Here is an 18,738-nt window from a genome sequence, read left to right on the forward strand (position 1 = left end):
CAGCGCCGATTTCTCAGCCGCCTGCGAAAACCATCAATGAAGCACAACAACGCGATCCTGGAAGCATTCACCCGCAGCTCACTGCGCTTGAACAAAGGGCTGATGGGCGTGCTCGGCGTCGCGTTGTTGCTGGCAGGCACCAGTTACTGGGCGTTGCAGCGGATCATCGATGAGCAGCACGCCGCGGTGGGGTTTCATTTTGCCCGGCTGATGGAAAATATCCAGGAACAGGAAACCTTCCTCCGGACCCTGGCGCAGCCGGCGATCCAACGGGACTTGATCAGCGACAAGAACACCCAGGCCAGCCTCCAGAGCCATCGCCTGGACATGCACAACACCCGCTATGAAGGTCGTGAGTTCGCTTTTTCGGTGCCCTTCAGTGCACAGTTCGAGGCGCAACGGGTCACGCCTGGCGAGCAGCAGAAGATCTTTGCCCTGGGGGTGCATCTGGCCAGTTACTACAGCGCGTACTGGTCATCGTCGCCCTACGCATCGCCCCACGTCTTTATCCTCAACCGCCTGGTCAACTACCACATTGCGGTGCCTGCGGTCGGCTACCAACGCGGCGGCACAACCCCGTTCAACGGCCCCACGGCCGAACAGGCCGACGCGGTGCAGCAAAGGCTCGAGCAACTGCCCCGGGTAGACGACAGACTTTACTGGGAAACCTATACCCCAACCGGGAAGGCCTCCGGGGCTCCGCAGTTGTTGGCGTATATCGGCATCCCCCTGAACCCTCAGGTTTTGCGCGCGGGTCAAGGCACTAACCAGGTGATGGTTGCTACGCTGTTGGATATGGCACACGTCAACGATGTGGAACGCACCATGGAGTCGTCCATCTACGATCGATTCACCCTGATCTCCCCCGCTGGGCAGACGCTGACGGGGCCCCAGGTCCCCGCCTCTGCCTTGGGTGAAGGGCTGAATATTCGCGCCGACGGGCTGGAGTTCAAAATCACCCACGACGCCCAGTCGCAGTGGACTGCAATCTACGGGATCAGCTACAAGCATTTTTTCCGCTATGCCCTGTGGCCACTGACCATCCTGGTGCTGTTTCTGTGTGCCGTACTGGCGATTGTCTGGGCCGGCAGCCGCTGGTACCGCAAGCAAGTGATCCGTCCGGCGCGCCAGGCCCATGAGCGGATTGCCGAAAGCGTGGCATTCAGCCGGGTGATTATCGACACCGCGCCTACCGGCCTGTGTGTGGTGGGCCGCGCGGATGGCCAGGTGCTGATCGAGAACCAGCGCGCCCAACAATGGCCGGGCACCGCCAGGTTGGTGGCGGCCCTCAGCCGCTTCCAGGACAGCGCCGACAGTGGCGAAACCCACCTGGAAATCGAAGGCCGGCACCTGCAGGTCGGTTTCGTGTCGACCCGTTATCAAGGCCAGGATGTGCGGCTTTATGCGTTCAACGACGTGACCCGGCATATTGAAGACGCCCTGGCCCTGGAAGATGCCCGGCGCGCCGCCGATGCGGCCAATGAAGCCAAGACGCTGTTCCTGGCAACCATGAGCCATGAAATCCGCACACCGTTGTACGGCGTGCTCGGCACCCTGGAATTGCTCGGGTTGACGACCCTGGACCCGCGCCAGAAAACCTACCTGCACACCATCCAACGCTCATCTGCCACGTTGTTCCAACTGATCAGTGATGTGCTCGACGTGTCGAAAATCGAATCCGGGCAGATGGCAATCGAGTCCATCGAGTTTTGCCCCCTGGACATGCTCGAAGACACCTTGCACACCTACGCCGCCTTCGCCCAGCGCAAGGGCCTGCAACTGTATGGCTGCATCGATGCGCAGTTGCCCGACTGTGTGGTCGGCGACCCGATGCGGATCCGCCAGATCCTCAACAACCTGGTGAGCAATGCGCTCAAATTTACTGACATAGGACGCGTGGTGATTCGGGCCCGGGCGCTTCGCCGGGGGGCCGATAAGGTGGACCTGGAGTGGCAAGTGACCGACTCTGGCGTGGGCATCAGCCAGGCGCAGCAAGCCAAGCTGTTCGACTTGTTCTACCAGGCACCGGACACCGCTGGCCAAGGCGGTGCCGGGCTGGGCCTGCCGATATGCCGCTGGCTCGCCGAAATGATGGATGGCCAGATCAAGGTCGTCAGCGAGCCCGGCCTGGGTAGCAGTTTCACCTTGAAAATGAGCTTGCCGGTAGGCCGTGGCGAGCTGCCCGGACTTCCCCTTCTTGAGCCGAGCGCGACGCCGGTCTATGTACAGGCGCCGGTGCGCGAGTTGGCCGAATCCCTGTGCGACTGGCTCGGCCGCCTGGGTATCCAGGCCTCGGTGGCAACGCTGCCCCTGGCCTCACAGAATGCGCAGGCCGTACTGGTCGACATGTTGCCCGCCGGGCCACGATTGTCCTGGGCCGGGCCGCGTGTCTTGTGTGTGCCGGGTGCACACAGCCCACCGCTGTATACGGCCCAGGGCTGGGAAGTGGATATGCATGATGTGCGTGCCATTGCGTCGGTGGTCTCGCTGGCGCAGCAGGGTAAGCAGGAAGCCGTGCAGCACGCCGAACAACAGAGCGCCGGGCAGTTGCAACTGCGCATTCTGGTGGCCGAGGACAACCCGGTAAACCAGGCCATCATCCAGGAGCAACTGGAAGCGCTGGGCTGTACGGTTACCTTGGCAGACAATGGCGAGCAGGCCATGCACCTGTGGCAACCCCAGGCCTTCGACCTGGTGCTGACCGACGTCAACATGCCCTTGATGAATGGCTACGAACTGGCCCGCACCCTCAGGGAACATGACCCGCAATTACCGATCATCGGTGTCACCGCCAATGCCATGCGCGAAGAAGGCATGCGTTGCCTGGCAGTCGGGATGAATGCGTGGCTGGTCAAGCCCTTGAGCCTGCAAACCCTGCGCGCGCAACTGATCAAGCTGTGCCGGCCGACGGTACGCGTCTTGCCGGCGGTGATCGACACGGTGCAGATGTCAGAAAAAATGCGCCCGCTGTTTGTCAGCAGCGTACAGCACGATCTGCAGCGCATCAGCGCCGCACTGGAGCAACGCGATTGCCGGCGCCTGGCCGAAACCTTGCACTCGGTGGCCGGGGCCCTGGGCGCGGTGCAGGCGCTGGACCTGGCCCAGGCGTGTGTCGAACTGGAAAGCCAGTTGGCCAGCGGCCGGCTCAATCCCGCGCTGGAAATGCGCATAAACCAGGTCAGCAGTAGGCTTTCAGCCTTGCTCAGCGTGCAGCCATGAGCCCTCCTCACTCACTGAACCAGCATTACGGGCAACCCTTATGAAAACCTTCACTGTGGTTATTGCGGATGATCACCCCATCGTGCTTTTGGGCGTGCGAGAACTCGTCGAGCGAGACGCGCGCTTTCAAGTAGTGGGCGAAGCGATCTGTTCGGCAGGCCTCATCGGGCTGCTTGAACAGCAGCCTATCGACATCGTGATTACCGATTACAACATGCCCGGCGATTCACCCTACGGCGATGGTTTGAAACTGGTGGAATACCTTAAGCGGCATTTCCCCCAGGTGCAGATTCTGATCCTGACCATGATCTCCAATCATCTGATCCTGACCCGTCTGCAAGAGATGGGCGTGGTGGGCGTCATCCAGAAAAGCCAGTTGCACACCGAAATCCAGGTGGCCCTCAAGTCTATTGTGCAGCAGGCGCTGTATCGCAGCCTGGAGCCCGCCAAGACTTCGGTGGTCGAGTCGATGACGGCTATCGATGCGCGTTTCTCGACCCTGTCGCCGAAGGAATTCGAGATACTGCGTTTGTTTATTTCAGGCAAAAGTGTCAGTGATATAGCGCGCAGCCAGAATAGAAGTTCAAAGACTATCAGTGCGCAAAAGATTTCGGCCATGCGCAAACTTGAAGTCAGTAGTGATCAAGACTTGTTGGCTTATTGCCTGGCGCAAAACATCTTCAACTAATCCGTGCCTTATCAACTAATCACCTCCTTAACTAACTTGCCTTGCAGTGCTTTATAAGAATCGTCTTATTCTCTCTAAGGCTTAAAATCACTATTGTTCGTTGGCAGTTTCAACCCTCTCTACAACCAACACTAACGGACATCATCATGAAGAAGTTTTCCCTGGCCCTTATCGCTGTGTCAGTTATTGCCGCCAGCAGCAGTGCATTTGCCGAAGATCCCGTTGCGCCGACCCCGACCCTGGGTGGCAGCGGCAAAATCACTTTCACCGGCGTGATCAACAACGACGCGTGCTCGGTCGACGGCGCCAACTCCGATCGCGTGATCTCGGTGGACATGGGCTCGGTATCGATCAAAGACATGGGCACCGCTGAAAACCCGGCCTCGGGCCGTGTGACAGCCAAAGACTTCAACCTCAACGTGAACTGCAACCTGGGCACCAAAGTGGCCATGATCTTTGACGCCAACAGCGGCGGTTCGGGCCTGGTCACCGGCAAGAAAGTCCTCGCCCTGACCCCGGGCAACGGCAGCGCAAGCAACGTCGGCATCGCCCTGCTCGACAGCAAAGGCGCACTGATCGACCTCAGCTCCCCGGCCAGCGCCCGCATCGAAAGCAGCATGCACGGCCAAGGCACCGAAGGCGGCGATGCAACCTTGAGCTTTGCCGCAGCCTACGTCACCACCGGTGCAGCCGGCGCCTCCACCGCGGGTCGTGGTGACGCCACCCTGCCGTTCATCCTGCAATACGAATAACCCCCCAGGCTGTAAATGCCACGCGCGAGGCCCCAGGGCCTCGCCATTTATCCGACCCATAAACGGTAGACATCATGTTGCCTCGTTCCATTGCCGCAGGCCTGGGGTTGTTGACCCTGCTGATGGCGACCCAGGCTGGCGCCAGCATTTCATTGAGTGCCACGCGTATCGTCTTCGATGGCGAGCATAAAGAAGCCAATATCACCGTGCGCAACGGTAACCAGGATGTATTGATTCAATCCTGGGTCGATACCAGCGATGCGCAAGCCAGTGCTGCACCGTTCGCCGTGACCCCGCCACTGGCACGGATATTTGCCAAGGAGCAGCAATTGCTGCGCATTCTTTACCAGGGCAGCGGTATGCCGGCGGATCGTGAATCCGTGATCTGGCTCAATGTGCAAGAGATCCCGCAGGCCGCCGCCTCCGACAACACGTTGCAACTGGCGGTACGCCAGCGCATCAAGATATTTTTCCGGCCAGCCGGTTTGCCAGGCAGCGCCCTGTCGGCGCCGGCGCAACTGGAATGGCAACTGCAAAAGCGTGGCGCCGAGTCGTGGCTGAGCGTAAAAAACCCGACGCTGTATCACGTGTCCATGGCCGATATAAAACTTCAGGCCGGGCAACAAACGGAACTGGCTGCCGATTCGACAATGATTGCGCCGGGCGCCGAAAAACAGTTCAGCGTTAAACAACTCGGTGGTTACGAAACAGTGCAGTTGTCTTTTTCCAGCATTAACGACTATGGCGCACAAGATAAATACACCGCACAACTTTCCACGCGCCTGACGGCCAAGGCCACTGAGGCGCGCACCCGGCAATAAGCGTTCCCCTTAAACCCTCCAGGTTCGATTCGAGTGCGTACTCGCGTGCCTCGCCTGTCCGATAAACAGGGATGATATAGGTTCTTTGCATGTTTTTTATTTTAGGCAGCAGGCCCAATCATTACATATCAAGCGAGCGCACTTCACGCGTGTCTACAACGTGCACATCTCTGAAGTTGAGTACGCTGTCATTGGCCATTCTTGCCGGCTCGCCCGTTTGGGCCGTTGCCGATGAGCCGTCCTTGGAAGTGTTCAACACCACCTTTTTGCAGGGCGCTCAATCGTCGGTAGACCTGCAGCAACTGCTGTCGGCCAACAGCGTGCTGCCCGGTAACTACCGAGTCGACCTGTATAGCAATGAGGTCCTGGTGGGCCGTCGCGACATCGACTTCAAGCGCAACCCGCAGACCGGCCGGGTCGATCCGTGCCTGACCCTGGACTTGCTCAAGCAACTGGGGATCGACCTGACCCTCTTGCAAGCCCAAGGCAAGCTCGACGCCAGCCAACCCCAGGCCTGCTACGACCTACCGACGCTGATCGACCAGGCCACCCTGCGCTATGACGCCAGTCGCCTGCGCCTGGCGGCGAGCATTCCACAGGTTGCGATGCAACGGGGCATGCGCGGTTATGTCGACCCCCAGTTATGGGACGACGGCGTGCCCGCAGCGTTTATCAACTATCAACTCAATAGCAGCCGCACCGCCGGCGACTATGAAACCCGCATCAACAACAACTTGGGGCTGCGCAACGGCATCAACCTGGGCGCATGGCGCTTGCGTAACGAATCGAACCTGAGCAATGGCACTGGGCGGCCGAGCAACTTCACCAGCAACCGCAGCTATGTGCAGCATGACCTGACGACGCTCAAGGGCCAGTTCAGTGCCGGGGAGATTTTTTCCGATACCGACCTGTTCGACAGCGTGCGTTACCGAGGCGTGAAACTGGCGTCCGACGAAGGCATGCGCGCCGACAGCGAGCGCGGTTATGCACCGGTGATTCGTGGCGTGGCACAGACCAACGCCACGGTAGAGATCCGCCAGAACGACTACATCCTCTACACCGCCAACGTCGCGCCCGGGCCTTTCGAGATCAACGATATCTACCCCAGCGGCTCGAACGGCGACCTGGAAATCACCATCATCGAGGCCGACGGCCGTCGGCGCGTGACCACCCAGGCGTTCTCCAGCCTGCCGATCATGGTGCGTGAAGGCCAGGTCAAATACAGCGTTTCAGCCGGTAAATTCAGCAGCAATGCTGACGGCTTGGCGAGCCCGCAGTTTGTCAGTAGCACCCTCGCCTACGGGCTCACCAGCAACCTCAGCGCGATTGTCGGCCTGCAAGTGAGCGAAGACTACAAGGCACTCTCCCTGGGGGTTGGCAAAAACACGTCGCTGGGCGCGGTGTCGATGGACGTCACTCACTCCTCAAGCGCCGCCCAAGGGCAAACGACCCAGGGCAACAGCGTGCGTGCGTTGTATGCCAAGACCTTTGCCGGCACCGACACCAACTTCACCCTGGCCGCCTATCGTTACTCGACCGAGGGCTACCGCACCCTGACCGACCACGTCGAGGACACCAGTGAAGGTGCCGTCAAGCGTACGGGCAACTCGAAAACCCGCACCGACCTGACGATCAACCAAAGCATCGGGCGCAACCGCGAGTTCGGCAGCCTTTACTTGAACGCCACCGACCAGCGCTATTGGAACCGTGGCGGCTCCCAGAGCTTTTCGGCGGGGTACAACAACAACTGGGGCGACCTTAGCTACAACCTGGGGGTGACACGCACCAAACAGATTGCCAGTTGGGGCGCACCGGACTCCGACACGCAGTTCAACCTGTCCTTTTCGTTCCCCTTGGGCAGCCAGCCCCGGGCGCCGCGTGCATTCGTCACCACCAGCACCCAGCAAGGCGATACCAGCACCCAGGCGGGTATCAACGGTTATGTGGCCGATACCAGCGATGTGTTCTATTCGGTCCAGGCCGGGCATAGCCGAACGGGTGGCCAATCGGGATCGGCCAACATCAATAGCCGCACGTCCATGGCCGATATCAGCCTGGGGTATAGCCAGGGCCGTGGGTACGACGCACAAAACCTTAACGTTGCAGGCTCAGTGGTGGCGCACGCCGGTGGCATCAACCTGGGGCAGACCGTCAGCGAAACCTTTGCCTTGGTTCAGGTGCCGGGTATCAGCGGGGCTAAAGTCAGCAGCTACAGCGGGGTTGAAACCGGGCGCAACGGCTATGCCGTGGTGCCCTCGGCACAGCCTTATCGGGTGAACTGGATCAGCCTCGACACCCGCGACCTGGGCGGCGATGTTGAAATCACCCAGGCCACGCAGCAGTTAGTACCGCGCCGCGGTGCGGTGGTATTGGCCCGCTACAGCGGCAAAACCGGGCGGCGCGTGCTGTTTGAGCTATTTAATGCGCAGCACCAGCGCATGGCGTTCGGCGCCTCACTGGAAGACGCCAGCGGCAAACAGCTGGCCATCGCCGATCCCAGCGGCAATGCCTTGGTACTGGTCGAAGAGGACCAAGGCAGCCTGACGATCAAGTGGGGTGACCAGCAATGCACTGCGCCGTATGCGCTGCCTGCACAAAACAAGGCGCTGAACTACGAGCGCCAGGCGTTGGTGTGTCACAGCGTTCAAGGTCTTTAAAAAGCAGCTTTTGGCTCATGGTTCAATGGGAACGCTGTGGCAGAACTGGGTGAAGCTGTTGGGGCGGCTTCGCCACCCAGCGCGGGGCAAGCCCGCTCGCCACAAAAAGCTAGCGGTCTACAAAGCTCCCCCTTGTGGCGAGGGGGCTTGCCCCCCGATGGGCTGCGCAGCAGCCCCAAAACCAGCCACCTCGGTATACCTGGCAGAACGGGGTGAGGCTATTGGGGCGGCTTCGCCACCCAGCGCGGGGCAAGCCCGCTCGCCACAAAAAGCTAGCGGTCGACAAAGCTCCCCCTTGTGGCGAGGGGGCTTGTCCCCCGATGGGCTGCGCAGCAGCCCCAAAACCAGCCACCTCGGTGTACCTGGCAGAACGGGGTGAGGCTATTGGGGCGACTTCGCCACCCAGCGCGGGGCAAGCCCGCTCGCCACAAAAAGCTAGCGGTCGACAACAGGTTTCGGACTGCTAAAGCTCCCCCTTGTGGCGAGGGGGCTTGTCCCCCGATGGGCTGCGCAGCAGCCCCAAAACCAGCCACCTCGGTGTACCTGGCAGAACGGGGTGAGGCTATTGGGGCGGCTTCGCCACCCAGTGCGGGGCAAGCCCGCTCGCCACAAGGGGTGTGTTCACTCTCCAGCGATCAAAGGTCAAACCGATCAATCGCGCGCCGCCGCTCGTTGTCATCACGCACATCGTAGCTGGCGGTGGTCTGGATATTGGTGTGATGCGCCAGTTTCTGTGCAATCGACAAGTCATGCTCCTCGATCACCCGGGTAATAAACGAGCGCCGGAAATCATGGGGCATGATTTTCACACCCACCTGTTCGCCGCGTTGGCGGGCGATGTAGTAAATGGCATGTTTGGTAATGCGTTCGCGGGTGATATGGCTGCCTCGGCGGATGCGGTTGAACAGGAAATTATCGTCCTGTTCCCCTTCCTTCAAGTGCTCGCGGCGAAATTCCAGCCAGGCCTGCAACTTGGCAAACGCCCAGGCCGGCGCGTACTTGATCAACTCTTTATTGCCCTTGCCCATCACCCGCAGGCTGCGCTCTGCAAAGTTGACCTGGGCCAGGTCGAGGTTGACCGATTCTGACTTGCGCATCCCCGAGCCATACAGGATCCCGATGACTGCCGCATCCCGCAGCCCTTGCGGCCTTGGGTCGGCGGCGCAGACGTCCATCAATTCGCGGATCAAGGTGCGACGCAGGTTACGCCCCTGGCTCAAGCGCGTGCCGGAGGTGGCTTTGACCGAGCGCATCTTCAGCAAGTGTTCCTGGCTGATCAGGCTGGTGCGCCAGGCTTCGTTCATCACCCCGCGCACCGCGTTGACATACAGCGACGATGTGTTGGGCGCATACCCGTCTTCACGCAGCACGGCGACCAAAGCCATCACGTGCTCCGGTTGCAGCAGGTGCCAGTCGATATCTTCGAGGTTGATCTCTTCGAAACCCAGGCGGTCGGCCGCATCCTGCAGCACGTAGCGCATGGTCAGTTGGCTAGAGGGCGCCAGGCGCGCGAGATACAGGGTCAGGGGATTGCGGGAAATCTCGGTCAAAATAGATCAGCCTTGAGATTAAATATCGAGACTAAGCCTATGTTTAATCTCGGTATTTAGTGGTTTGGCGAGCGCCGAGTCTAACGCAGGTCGGCGCCGCATACCAAACTAGGGCTCATCCTCTGCGGGTGCCGGGCTTTGCTGCTGGCCCCAGTCCACGTCCTGTTTTTGCATCAGCGCAAACCACTGCCGGCGCATGAAAGCCAACAGCGTGGCGGGCGCCTTGGCGAAGTCATGCTCGTCGTTGTAGCAGCCTGGCAATGGCAGGTCGGTGCCCTGCTCCTTGTACTGACTGACCAACGCCTGCTGCCCGGCAACGCTGCAATCGGTGGGCAGCGGCATACCGCGCAGCGCACCGGCTTCTTCGTCCCACCAACTGGCTCCGTAACGGTCTACACCACGCAGCCCGTATTTGTGCGACTTGCCGATGTGCATGATCAGCTTGAACTCCCGGGGGCTGACATCGCTGGTGCAGGTACGCGAGTAGCCCACGGTCACCTGGCTCAGGCCGTCATCCAGCAGGTCGGTGACGCGGGTCGCGGCGTTATCAAAGTGCAGGCTGGCGTCGAATTCGCAGCGCTGCACATCGTCATGCAGCATCCACAGGCGCTTGGGGCGATCCCCCTCCAACAGGTACTGGGCGGCGTAGATCGACGCCGACTGCGTCCCGTCGTCATCACGCTCGCCGGCTTCCTGTTCAGCCAACACCAGCAGGTTACGGCCCTGGCGATCATCCCAGCTATACGCGGCCACCTGCTTGCCCCGGACCTCGATCCCGAGCGGAACCTGGCTCAGCGGCGTCAGCTTCATTTCCTCGGCCGCCACAGCTGCATGGGCCGCCCCGAGCGCCATCACCATCAAGACCGGCCGTAACTGGCCGCGTAAAAACTGCACGCTATTCATCCGACTACCCAGGCAAGAGATCGCTTACTTTACCGGGACTTGCAGGGGGATGCAGAGAAGATTCGTCAGGCGGGACTGAGTGCAAACCCGGTTAATTCACCGTACATACGCACTAAAGCACTTACAGACTGGGACTACAGCGCAAACAGTTATCGTTTGTCTGGGTTCTTTATTGTCTAGCTGAACACTCGCTGTCTGCCCAACAAATAAACGAGTTTTTCATCCGCCTTTCATATTCGCTGGACACATTTGCGCTTAATCTTGGCCGCAGTACTTGGTGCAAACCGCGTTTTGCTGACTAACCCTTTGATAATGCTTTACCTTTGGTCGTTATGGGCTTTACTCAGGATGGCTATGCACACGGCTGTTTTTTATTCAGTTGCCCGCACTTTCATCCGCTGTTTGTTGTCATCTCTACGCTTGAAGTTGCTCTAAAACCGAGGTCATGAATCTTTGAAACCCTACCCTATTCATTGCGTGTCGATCGTTATCCCGGTCTACAACGAAGAACAGAGCCTGCCCGAACTGTTGCGCCGTACCCGTGCTGCGTGTAAGCAGTTGGCCTACGAATACGAAATCATCCTGGTGGACGACGGCAGCCGCGACAGTTCCGCGCAATTGCTGGAAGACGCGGCAGGTGAACCAGGCAGCCATGTGGTGGCCGTGATCCTGAACCGCAACTACGGCCAGCATGCGGCAATCATGGCCGGTTTCGAGCAATGCCGGGGCGAGGTGGTGATTACCCTCGACGCCGACCTGCAAAACCCGCCCGAAGAGATCCCACGCCTGGTCGAGCAAGCCGCGTTGGGCTACGACGTGGTTGCCACCGTGCGCAACAACCGCCAGGACTCGGCCTTCCGCCGCTGGCCTTCGCGCCTGATCAACCTGGCCGTGCAACGCTCCACCGGCGTGGCCATGAGCGATTACGGCTGCATGCTGCGCGCTTACCGGCGCACCATTGTCGACGCCATGCTCGCCTGCCGTGAGCGCAGCACCTTTATCCCGATCCTGGCCAACGGTTTTGCGCGCCACACCACCGAGATCCCGGTGCACCACGCCGAGCGCGAACACGGCGAATCCAAGTACAGCGCCATGCGCCTGATCAGCCTGATGTTCGACTTGCTGACCTGCATGACCACCACGCCCCTGCGCCTGCTGTCCATCGTCGGCTTCAGCCTGGCGGCCCTGGGCATGCTGTTTGCGTTCGCCCTGATCGTCATGCGCCTGGCCTTTGGTGCCGATTGGGCCGGTGATGGCCTGTTCGTGCTGTTCGCCGTGCTGTTTGTGTTTACCGGCGGCCAGTTCATCGGCATGGGCCTGTTGGGCGAGTACCTGGGGCGCATGTACAGCGATGTGCGCGCGCGCCCACGCTTCTTTATTGAAAAGGTGCTGCGCAACGAGCCAGCAGCGCCCGCGCCGGTGGTCATCGTCGATGGCCTGCCCTCTTCCCAGCCTTCCACTTCACCTTCCAATCAGGTTCCGTCATGAGTTCAAAAGCTGTTGTCTTCGCTTACCACGACATTGGCTGTGCAGGCATTGAAGCCCTGCTCGCTGCGGGTTACGACATTGCTGCAGTGTTCACCCATGCCGACGACCCCAAGGAAAACACCTTCTACGGCTCGGTCGCCCAGCTGTGCGCACGCCACGGCATCCCGGTGCACGCGCCGGAAGACGCCAACCACCCCCTGTGGGTCGAGCGTGTCGCCAAGCTGAACCCGGATTTCATCTTCTCGTTCTACTACCGCAACCTGCTGGGCGAGGCACTGCTGGCCACCGCGCGCCAGGGCGCATTCAACCTGCACGGTTCCCTGCTGCCCAAGTACCGTGGCCGCGCGCCGGCCAATTGGGTGCTGGTCAACGGTGAAACCGAAACCGGCGTGACCCTGCACCGCATGGTCAAGCGTGCCGATGCCGGCGCGATCCTCGCCCAGCAAAAGGTCATGATCGAACGCAGCGACACCGGCCTGACGCTCCACGCCAAGTTGCGCGAGGCCGCCACCCAGCTGCTGCGCGATGCGCTGCCGCAACTGGCCAAGGGCACGTTGAGCGAAACTGCCCAGGACGAAAGCCAGGCTACCTGCTTCGGCCGCCGCACCGCGGCAGACGGCAAGCTGGTGTGGAGCAAGCCTGCTGAGGCGCTGTACAACCTGGTACGCGCCGTGACCCAGCCCTACCCCGGCGCCTTCTGTGCCGTGGGCGAGCACAAGCTGATCGTGTGGCAAGCCGAGGTGGTCAAGGGCAACGAAGGCCAGGCGCCCGGTCGCGTGATCAGCGTCAACCCGCTGCGCATTGCCTGCGGTGAAGACTCCCTGGTGATCAACTTCGGCCAGCGCAACGACCACGGCCTGTACCTCACAGGCCCGGCCCTGGCCGATGAGCTGGGGCTGGTGGATGGCTCGGTGCTGCGTGGCGCCGAGTCGGGCCGCAAGCCACGGCGGACCCGTGTGCTGATCCTGGGTGTCAACGGTTTTATCGGCAACCACCTGTCCGAGCGCCTGTTGCGCGATGATCGCTACGAAGTCTACGGCCTGGATATTGGCTCTGACGCTATCGAACGCCTGCGCAGCCATCCCAACTTCCATTATGTGGAAGGCGATATCAGCATTCACTCCGAGTGGATCGAATACCACATCAAGAAGTGCGACGTGGTCCTGCCGCTGGTGGCCATCGCCACGCCAATCGAATACACCCGCAACCCGTTGCGCGTGTTCGAGCTGGATTTCGAAGAAAACCTCAAGCTGGTGCGCTACTGCGTCAAGTACAACAAGCGCGTGATCTTCCCATCGACCTCCGAAGTCTATGGCATGTGCCAGGACCAGAATTTTGACGAAGACACCTCCAACCTGGTGGTGGGGCCGATCAACAAGCAGCGCTGGATCTACTCGGTATCCAAGCAACTGCTGGACCGGGTGATCTGGGCCTATGGCGCCAAGGGCCTGAATTTCACCCTGTTCCGCCCGTTCAACTGGATGGGCCCGCGCCTGGATCGCCTCGACTCGGCGCGTATCGGCAGCTCCCGGGCGATCACTCAGTTGATCCTCAACCTGGTGGAAGGTACGCCAATCCGCCTGTTTGACGGTGGCGAGCAAAAACGCTGCTTCACCGATATCGCCGACGGCATCGAGGCCCTGGCGCGGATCATCGACAACGATAACGACGCTTGCAACGGCCAGATCATCAACATCGGCAACCCGGACAACGAAGCCAGCATCCGCCAGTTGGGCGAAGAGCTGCTGCGCCAGTTCGAGGCTCACCCATTGCGTGGCAACTTCCCACCGTTCGCGGGTTTTCGCGAAGTGGAAAGCAAGGCGTTCTACGGCGCCGGGTATCAGGACGTGGCGCACCGCAAGCCAAGTATTGCCAACGCCAAGCGCCTGCTGAACTGGGAGCCGAGCGTGGAGATGAGCGAAACCATCGGCAACACCCTGGATTTCTTCCTGCGTGAAGCGATGCTGGAAATCGCCCAGTCCAGCGAAGCAGGCAAATAATGAAGGCAGGTCTGCGCATTGACGTCGACACCTACCGAGGCACCCGCGATGGGGTGCCAAGGTTGCTGGAGTTGCTGGATGAGGCCGGCATCAAGGCGACGTTTTTCTTCAGTGTCGGCCCGGACAATATGGGCCGGCATCTGTGGCGCCTGATCCGCCCGCAGTTCCTGTGGAAGATGCTGCGCTCCAACGCGGCCGGGCTGTACGGCTGGGACATCCTGCTGGCCGGCACCGCCTGGCCGGGCAAGCCGATTGGCCGCGACCTGGGGCATTTGATGCGCCAGGCCAGGGCCGCCGGCCACGAAGTGGGCCTGCACGCCTGGGATCACCATGGCTGGCAGGCCAATGCCGGCCGTTGGAGCAACGCGCAACTGGTGGAACAGATGCGCCGTGGGCTCGACACCCTGAGCGACATTCTTGGCCAGCCCGTGGACTGTTCCGCCGCCGCCGGCTGGCGCGCCGACGAGCGTGTGGTGCAGGCCAAGCAAGGCTTTGGCCTGCGCTACAACAGCGATTGTCGCGGCACCAGCGTGTTTCGCCCGACGCTCGCCGACGGCAGTGCCGGCACCCCACAGATCCCGGTGGACTTGCCGACCTTCGACGAAGTGGTCGGGCCACAGGTCGCGGCCAAGGACTTCAACGGCTTTATTCTTGATCGGTTCACCGAATCGACACTCAACGTCTATACGATCCACGCAGAAGTAGAAGGGATTCTGATGGCTAATGAGTTTCGCAAGTTGCTTGCCCAGGCACGGCAGCGCGGCATTCAATTCCAGCCCTTGGGCAACTTGTTGCCGGCCGATCCGGCGAGCCTGCCCCAGGCGCATCTGACACGCGGCGTACTCGGCGGCCGCGAAGGCTGGCTGGGAGTGCAAAAGGCATGATCCGACGTTGGGCGCTGCCCCTGCTCCTGTTGGTCTTCGGCCTGTGTTACCTGTTGCCGATGGCCACCCATGGCCTGTGGATTCCGGATGAAAGCCGCTACGCGCAGATCAGCCAGGAAATGCTGCTGACGGGCAAATGGGCGTCCCCGCACTTTATGGGCCTGCGTTACTTCGAAAAACCGGCGGCCGGTTACTGGATGATCGCCCTGGGCCAGGCCGTGTTCGGGCAGAACCTGTTCGGTGTGCGTGTGGCCTCGGCGCTGGCCACGGGCTTGAGCATCCTGTTGGTGTACTTCATGGCCCAGCGCCTGTGGAACGATCCACGCAAGAGCCTGGCCAGCGCTGTGCTGTACATGAGTTTTGTCAGCGTGGCGATGTCCGGTGGCTACGCCAACCTCGACCCGCAGTTCAGCTTCTGGGTCAACCTCAGCGGCGTGGCGCTGTGGCTGTGTATCGACAGCCACGGCCGGCGCGCCCGCCTGGGCGCCTGGGCATTGCTGGGACTGGCCTGCGCCATGGGCTTCATGACCAAGGGCTTTCTGGCGTGGCTGCTGCCGGTGCTGGTCGCCCTGCCCTACATGGTCTGGCAAAAACGCTTTCGTGAGTTGCTGACCTATGGCGTGGTCGCGGTGGTGGTGGCAATTGTGGTCAGCCTGCCCTGGGCGCTGATGGTGCATGCCCAGGAACCGGACTACTGGAACTTCTTTTTCTGGCACGAACACATCCAGCGTTTTGCCGGTGAAGATGCCCAGCACGAGGAGGCCTGGTGGTACTACTTGCCGTTGCTGGCCGCGTTCAGCCTACCGTGGCTGGCGCTGTTGCCCTCCACCCTGAAGCAGGCGTGGCAGCAAAAGCGTACGCACAAGACCGGCTTCCTATTGTTGTGGCTGCTGATGCCCCTGGCGTTTTTCAGCCTGAGCAAGGGCAAGCTGCCGGCTTACATCCTGCCGTGCCTGCTGCCTTTGGCATTGCTGATGGGCAACACCCTGGCGGACAAACTGGCCCAGGCCCGTGGCCGAGTGTTGCAAATCAACGGCGGGCTCAACCTGATCCTTGGCGTACTGGGCCTGCTGGCCATTGTGTATTTCCAGTTGAAGAAGCCGATTTTTGCCCACCAGCAGGAACTGCTGAGCCTGGTGCTGGTGTTTATCGTGCTGTTGGGCTGGATCATCGCCAACCTGCTACAGGTGGCTCGCCCGTTGCGCCTGTGGGCGGCGCCTGCCCTGGGCAGTTGGTTGCTGGTGGCCCTGGTGCCGGCGGCGTTGCCGCACTCGGTGGTTTATAACAAGACCCCGGACCAGTTCATCATTGACCACGTCGAAGAGCTGGCAGGCACCCAACGCTTGCTGAGCAACGACCTGGGCGCCGCCTCGTCCCTGGCGTGGCGGCTCAAGCGCCCGGACGTGACGCTGTACGACACCCTGGGCGAAGTCAAATATGGCCTTGCCTACGCCGATGCGGCCAATCGCCGGGTCGACACCACGCAAGTCCAGCAATGGATGACCGAGGCCCGCAAACAGGGCTCGGTGGGCGTGGTGATGCGCGTCAAGGGCGAGAGTGAAGTACGCGAGGTCGAGTTGCTGCCCAAAGATGGCAAGCGCTACGAGCAAGGCAACATGGTGATCCTGGTATTCCCACAGGTGGCGCCTTGATCACCCTGCTGCTGCTCCTGGCCGCGTGCCTGCTGACCTGCATGGGCCAGATCGCCCAAAAGTATGCCGTCGAAGGCTGGCGCGACCAGCCCGCGGGCTGGGCCTTGAAACTGCGCTCGCCCTGGCTGTGGCTGGCCCTGTTGTGCCTGGGCCTGGGCCTGCTGGTGTGGCTGCTGGTGCTGCAACGCCTGGAGGTGGGGATTGCCTACCCGATGCTCAGCCTGAATTTTGTCTTGATTACCCTGGTGGCGCGCTTTGTGTTCCATGAGCCGGTGGATCGCCGCCACTGGTTTGGCGTGGCCCTGGTGATGGCGGGCGTGCTGTTGCTGGGGGGCCAGGTATGAGCCGGTTACGTGGTTTTACCTTGGCGTTATCCAGCGTCGCGCTGGTGAGCGCTGCCCAGTTGGGCATGCGCTGGAGCATGACGCGCCTGCCCTTGCCCGCCGACTGGCTCACTGCACTCGGTAACGCCACGGTGGATCCGCTGGCGTTGGGCGTAGTGGTCATGGCGATTGTTGCCTATGCGCTGTCGATGCTCTGCTGGCTCGGCGCACTGCAGTACTTGCCCCTGGGGCGCGCCTATTCGTTGCTGAGTATCAGCTACGTGCTGGTGTACCTGTTGGCAGCCAGCCTGCCGGGCTTCAACGAACCCTTTTCCCTGTCGCGAACCTTGGGGGTGGCACTGGTCATCCTCGGCGTCTTGACAATCAACTCCCGTCGTATCGGCAACACAAGCCCCAGGAATGCCCCATGAAAATCAGCGTATTTGGTAGTGGTTACGTTGGCCTGGTACAGGCCACCGTATTGGCCGAGGTCGGTCACGATGTGATCTGCATGGACGTTGACGAAAACAAGGTGCGCCTGCTGCAACAGGGCCATGTGAGCATTTTCGAGCCGGGGCTTGCCAGCCTGGTGCGGGAAAACCTGGAAAACGGCCGGTTGACCTTTACCAGCCAGGAAAAACTCGCGGTCGAGCATGGCGAAGTGCTGTTTATTGCGGTCGGCACACCTTCGGACGAGGACGGTTCGGCCGATTTGAAGTACGTGCTGTCGGTGGGCGATGCGGTGGCCCGTCATCGCGTCGAACCGGTGATCCTGGTGGAGAAGTCCACGGTCCCGGTGGGTACCGGCGACACCTTGCGCGCGCACATCGACAAGGCGTTGGCCGGGCGCAGCCTGGTGTTCGATATTGTCTCCAACCCGGAATTCCTCAAGGAAGGCTCTGCCGTGGCCGACTGCCGCCGCCCCGACCGGATCATCATCGGCTGCGAGCGCGAAGAGGTGCGCGAGGTAATGCGCGACTTGTACGCGCCGTTCAACCGCAACCATGACCGCATCATCTTCATGGATGTGCGTAGTGCCGAGCTGACCAAATACGCCGCCAACTGCATGCTGGCCACGAAAATCAGCTTTATCAACCAGATCGCCGAACTGGCCGAGCACCTGGGCGCCGATATCGAGTCGGTGCGCCTGGGCATCGGTGCCGATTCGCGGATCGGCTACCACTTTATCTACCCTGGCTGCGGCTACGGTGGCTCGTGCTTCCCCAAGGACATGCGCGCGCTGATCCACAGCGCCCGCCAAGCCAATTGCTCGAGTGATTTGCTCGAAGCGGTGGAAGCCATCAACCAGCGGCAGAAAAGCAAACTGTTCGAACGGATCCGCGCGTTCTACAAAGGCGACCTGCGCGGCAAGACCTTCGCCTTGTGGGGCCTGGCGTTCAAGCCCAACACCGACGACATGCGCGACGCACCGAGCCGGGTGCTGATGGAGTCACTATGGGCCGCCGGCGCCAACGTGCGGGCCTTCGACCCCGAGGCCATGCAGGAAACCCAGAGGCTATACGGCGATGACCCGCGCCTGATGCTGATGGGCACCCCGGAATCAACCCTGGGCGGGGCCGACGCCTTGATCATCTGCACCGAGTGGCAGCAATTCAAGGCGCCGGACTTCGACCTGCTGCACGCACGCCTCAAGGCACCGGTGATCTTTGACGGGCGCAACCTGTATGACGCCGAGCGCCTGGCGCGCAAGGGCTTCCATTACTTCCCCATGGGCCGTGGGCAATCCTGCGACCTGCCGATCCCCCAGCAACAGTGGCTGCCACGGTTGCTGGAGGCCTGA

14 protein-coding genes are annotated in these 18,738 nt (G+C 61.1%); 12 read left to right on the forward strand and 2 right to left on the reverse strand.

Annotated elements, in window-relative coordinates:
- The first annotated feature begins 36 nt into the window (after positions 1-36).
- The 5 genes from C5F71_RS26370 to C5F71_RS26390 all read left to right on the forward strand — a co-directional run bounded on the left by C5F71_RS26370 (position 37) and on the right by C5F71_RS26390 (position 8,137).
- Positions 37-3,219: a hybrid sensor histidine kinase/response regulator gene (locus C5F71_RS26370; protein WP_104912388.1), complete on the forward strand. Its 3,183-nt coding sequence runs from the start codon at positions 37-39 to the stop codon at positions 3,217-3,219.
- Positions 3,220-3,259: 40 nt separating this feature from the next.
- The gene (locus tag C5F71_RS26375) at positions 3,260-3,907 is read left to right on the forward strand and encodes a response regulator (protein ID WP_029291685.1); all 648 of its coding nucleotides are present in this window, start codon (positions 3,260-3,262) and stop codon (positions 3,905-3,907) included.
- Between the two features lie 146 nt (positions 3,908-4,053).
- Positions 4,054-4,659 carry a fimbrial protein gene (locus C5F71_RS26380; protein WP_070994850.1) on the forward strand — a complete coding sequence of 202 codons (606 nt, stop codon included), beginning with the start codon at positions 4,054-4,056 and terminating at the stop codon, positions 4,657-4,659.
- Between the two features lie 74 nt (positions 4,660-4,733).
- Complete coding sequence (locus C5F71_RS26385; RefSeq protein WP_029291681.1) at positions 4,734-5,480, forward strand: molecular chaperone; 747 nt, start codon at positions 4,734-4,736, stop codon at positions 5,478-5,480.
- An 89-nt stretch (positions 5,481-5,569) separates the two neighbouring features.
- The gene (locus tag C5F71_RS26390; RefSeq protein ID WP_104912389.1) at positions 5,570-8,137 is read left to right on the forward strand and encodes a fimbria/pilus outer membrane usher protein; all 2,568 of its coding nucleotides are present in this window, start codon (positions 5,570-5,572) and stop codon (positions 8,135-8,137) included.
- 635 nt (positions 8,138-8,772) lie between these two features.
- On the opposite strand, the gene xerC is transcribed toward C5F71_RS26390, so the two are convergent.
- The gene (xerC, locus tag C5F71_RS26395; protein ID WP_104912390.1) at positions 8,773-9,687 is read right to left on the reverse strand and encodes a tyrosine recombinase XerC; all 915 of its coding nucleotides are present in this window, start codon (positions 9,685-9,687) and stop codon (positions 8,773-8,775) included.
- Between the two features lie 108 nt (positions 9,688-9,795).
- Positions 9,796-10,590: a M949_RS01915 family surface polysaccharide biosynthesis protein gene (locus C5F71_RS26400; RefSeq protein WP_104912391.1), complete on the reverse strand. Its 795-nt coding sequence runs from the start codon at positions 10,588-10,590 to the stop codon at positions 9,796-9,798.
- Between the two features lie 453 nt (positions 10,591-11,043).
- On the opposite strand from C5F71_RS26400, the gene arnC reads away from it, so the two are divergent.
- The 7 genes from arnC to C5F71_RS26435 are packed head-to-tail and all read left to right on the forward strand — an operon-like array spanning position 11,044 to position 18,738.
- Positions 11,044-12,078, forward strand: coding sequence for an undecaprenyl-phosphate 4-deoxy-4-formamido-L-arabinose transferase (gene arnC, locus C5F71_RS26405; RefSeq protein WP_104912392.1), 1,035 nt, complete (start codon positions 11,044-11,046; stop codon positions 12,076-12,078).
- On the forward strand, positions 12,075-14,078 hold the full coding sequence (gene arnA / locus C5F71_RS26410) for a bifunctional UDP-4-amino-4-deoxy-L-arabinose formyltransferase/UDP-glucuronic acid oxidase ArnA (RefSeq protein WP_029291671.1): 2,004 nt from the start codon (positions 12,075-12,077) through the stop codon (positions 14,076-14,078). Before arnC ends, arnA begins: the two co-directional genes overlap by 4 nt.
- Positions 14,075-14,962, forward strand: coding sequence for a 4-deoxy-4-formamido-L-arabinose-phosphoundecaprenol deformylase (gene arnD, locus C5F71_RS26415; protein WP_371923404.1), 888 nt, complete (start codon positions 14,075-14,077; stop codon positions 14,960-14,962). Before arnA ends, arnD begins: the two co-directional genes overlap by 4 nt.
- The gene (arnT, locus tag C5F71_RS26420; protein ID WP_104912394.1) at positions 14,959-16,614 is read left to right on the forward strand and encodes a lipid IV(A) 4-amino-4-deoxy-L-arabinosyltransferase; all 1,656 of its coding nucleotides are present in this window, start codon (positions 14,959-14,961) and stop codon (positions 16,612-16,614) included. Before arnD ends, arnT begins: the two co-directional genes overlap by 4 nt.
- Entirely contained in the window at positions 16,611-16,958 is a 348-nt protein-coding gene (arnE, locus tag C5F71_RS26425) for a 4-amino-4-deoxy-L-arabinose-phosphoundecaprenol flippase subunit ArnE (protein ID WP_104912395.1), read from the forward strand. Before arnT ends, arnE begins: the two co-directional genes overlap by 4 nt.
- Positions 16,955-17,368, forward strand: coding sequence for a 4-amino-4-deoxy-L-arabinose-phosphoundecaprenol flippase subunit ArnF (gene arnF, locus C5F71_RS26430; RefSeq protein WP_029291662.1), 414 nt, complete (start codon positions 16,955-16,957; stop codon positions 17,366-17,368). Before arnE ends, arnF begins: the two co-directional genes overlap by 4 nt.
- Positions 17,365-18,738, forward strand: a complete 1,374-nt coding sequence (locus tag C5F71_RS26435; RefSeq protein ID WP_029291660.1) for a UDP-glucose 6-dehydrogenase — start codon at positions 17,365-17,367, stop codon at positions 18,736-18,738. The genes arnF and C5F71_RS26435 overlap by 4 nt, the downstream gene beginning before the upstream one ends.

It is taken from the genome of Pseudomonas sp. LG1D9, from assembly GCF_002949995.1.
GTDB lineage: Bacteria > Pseudomonadota > Gammaproteobacteria > Pseudomonadales > Pseudomonadaceae > Aquipseudomonas > Aquipseudomonas proteolytica.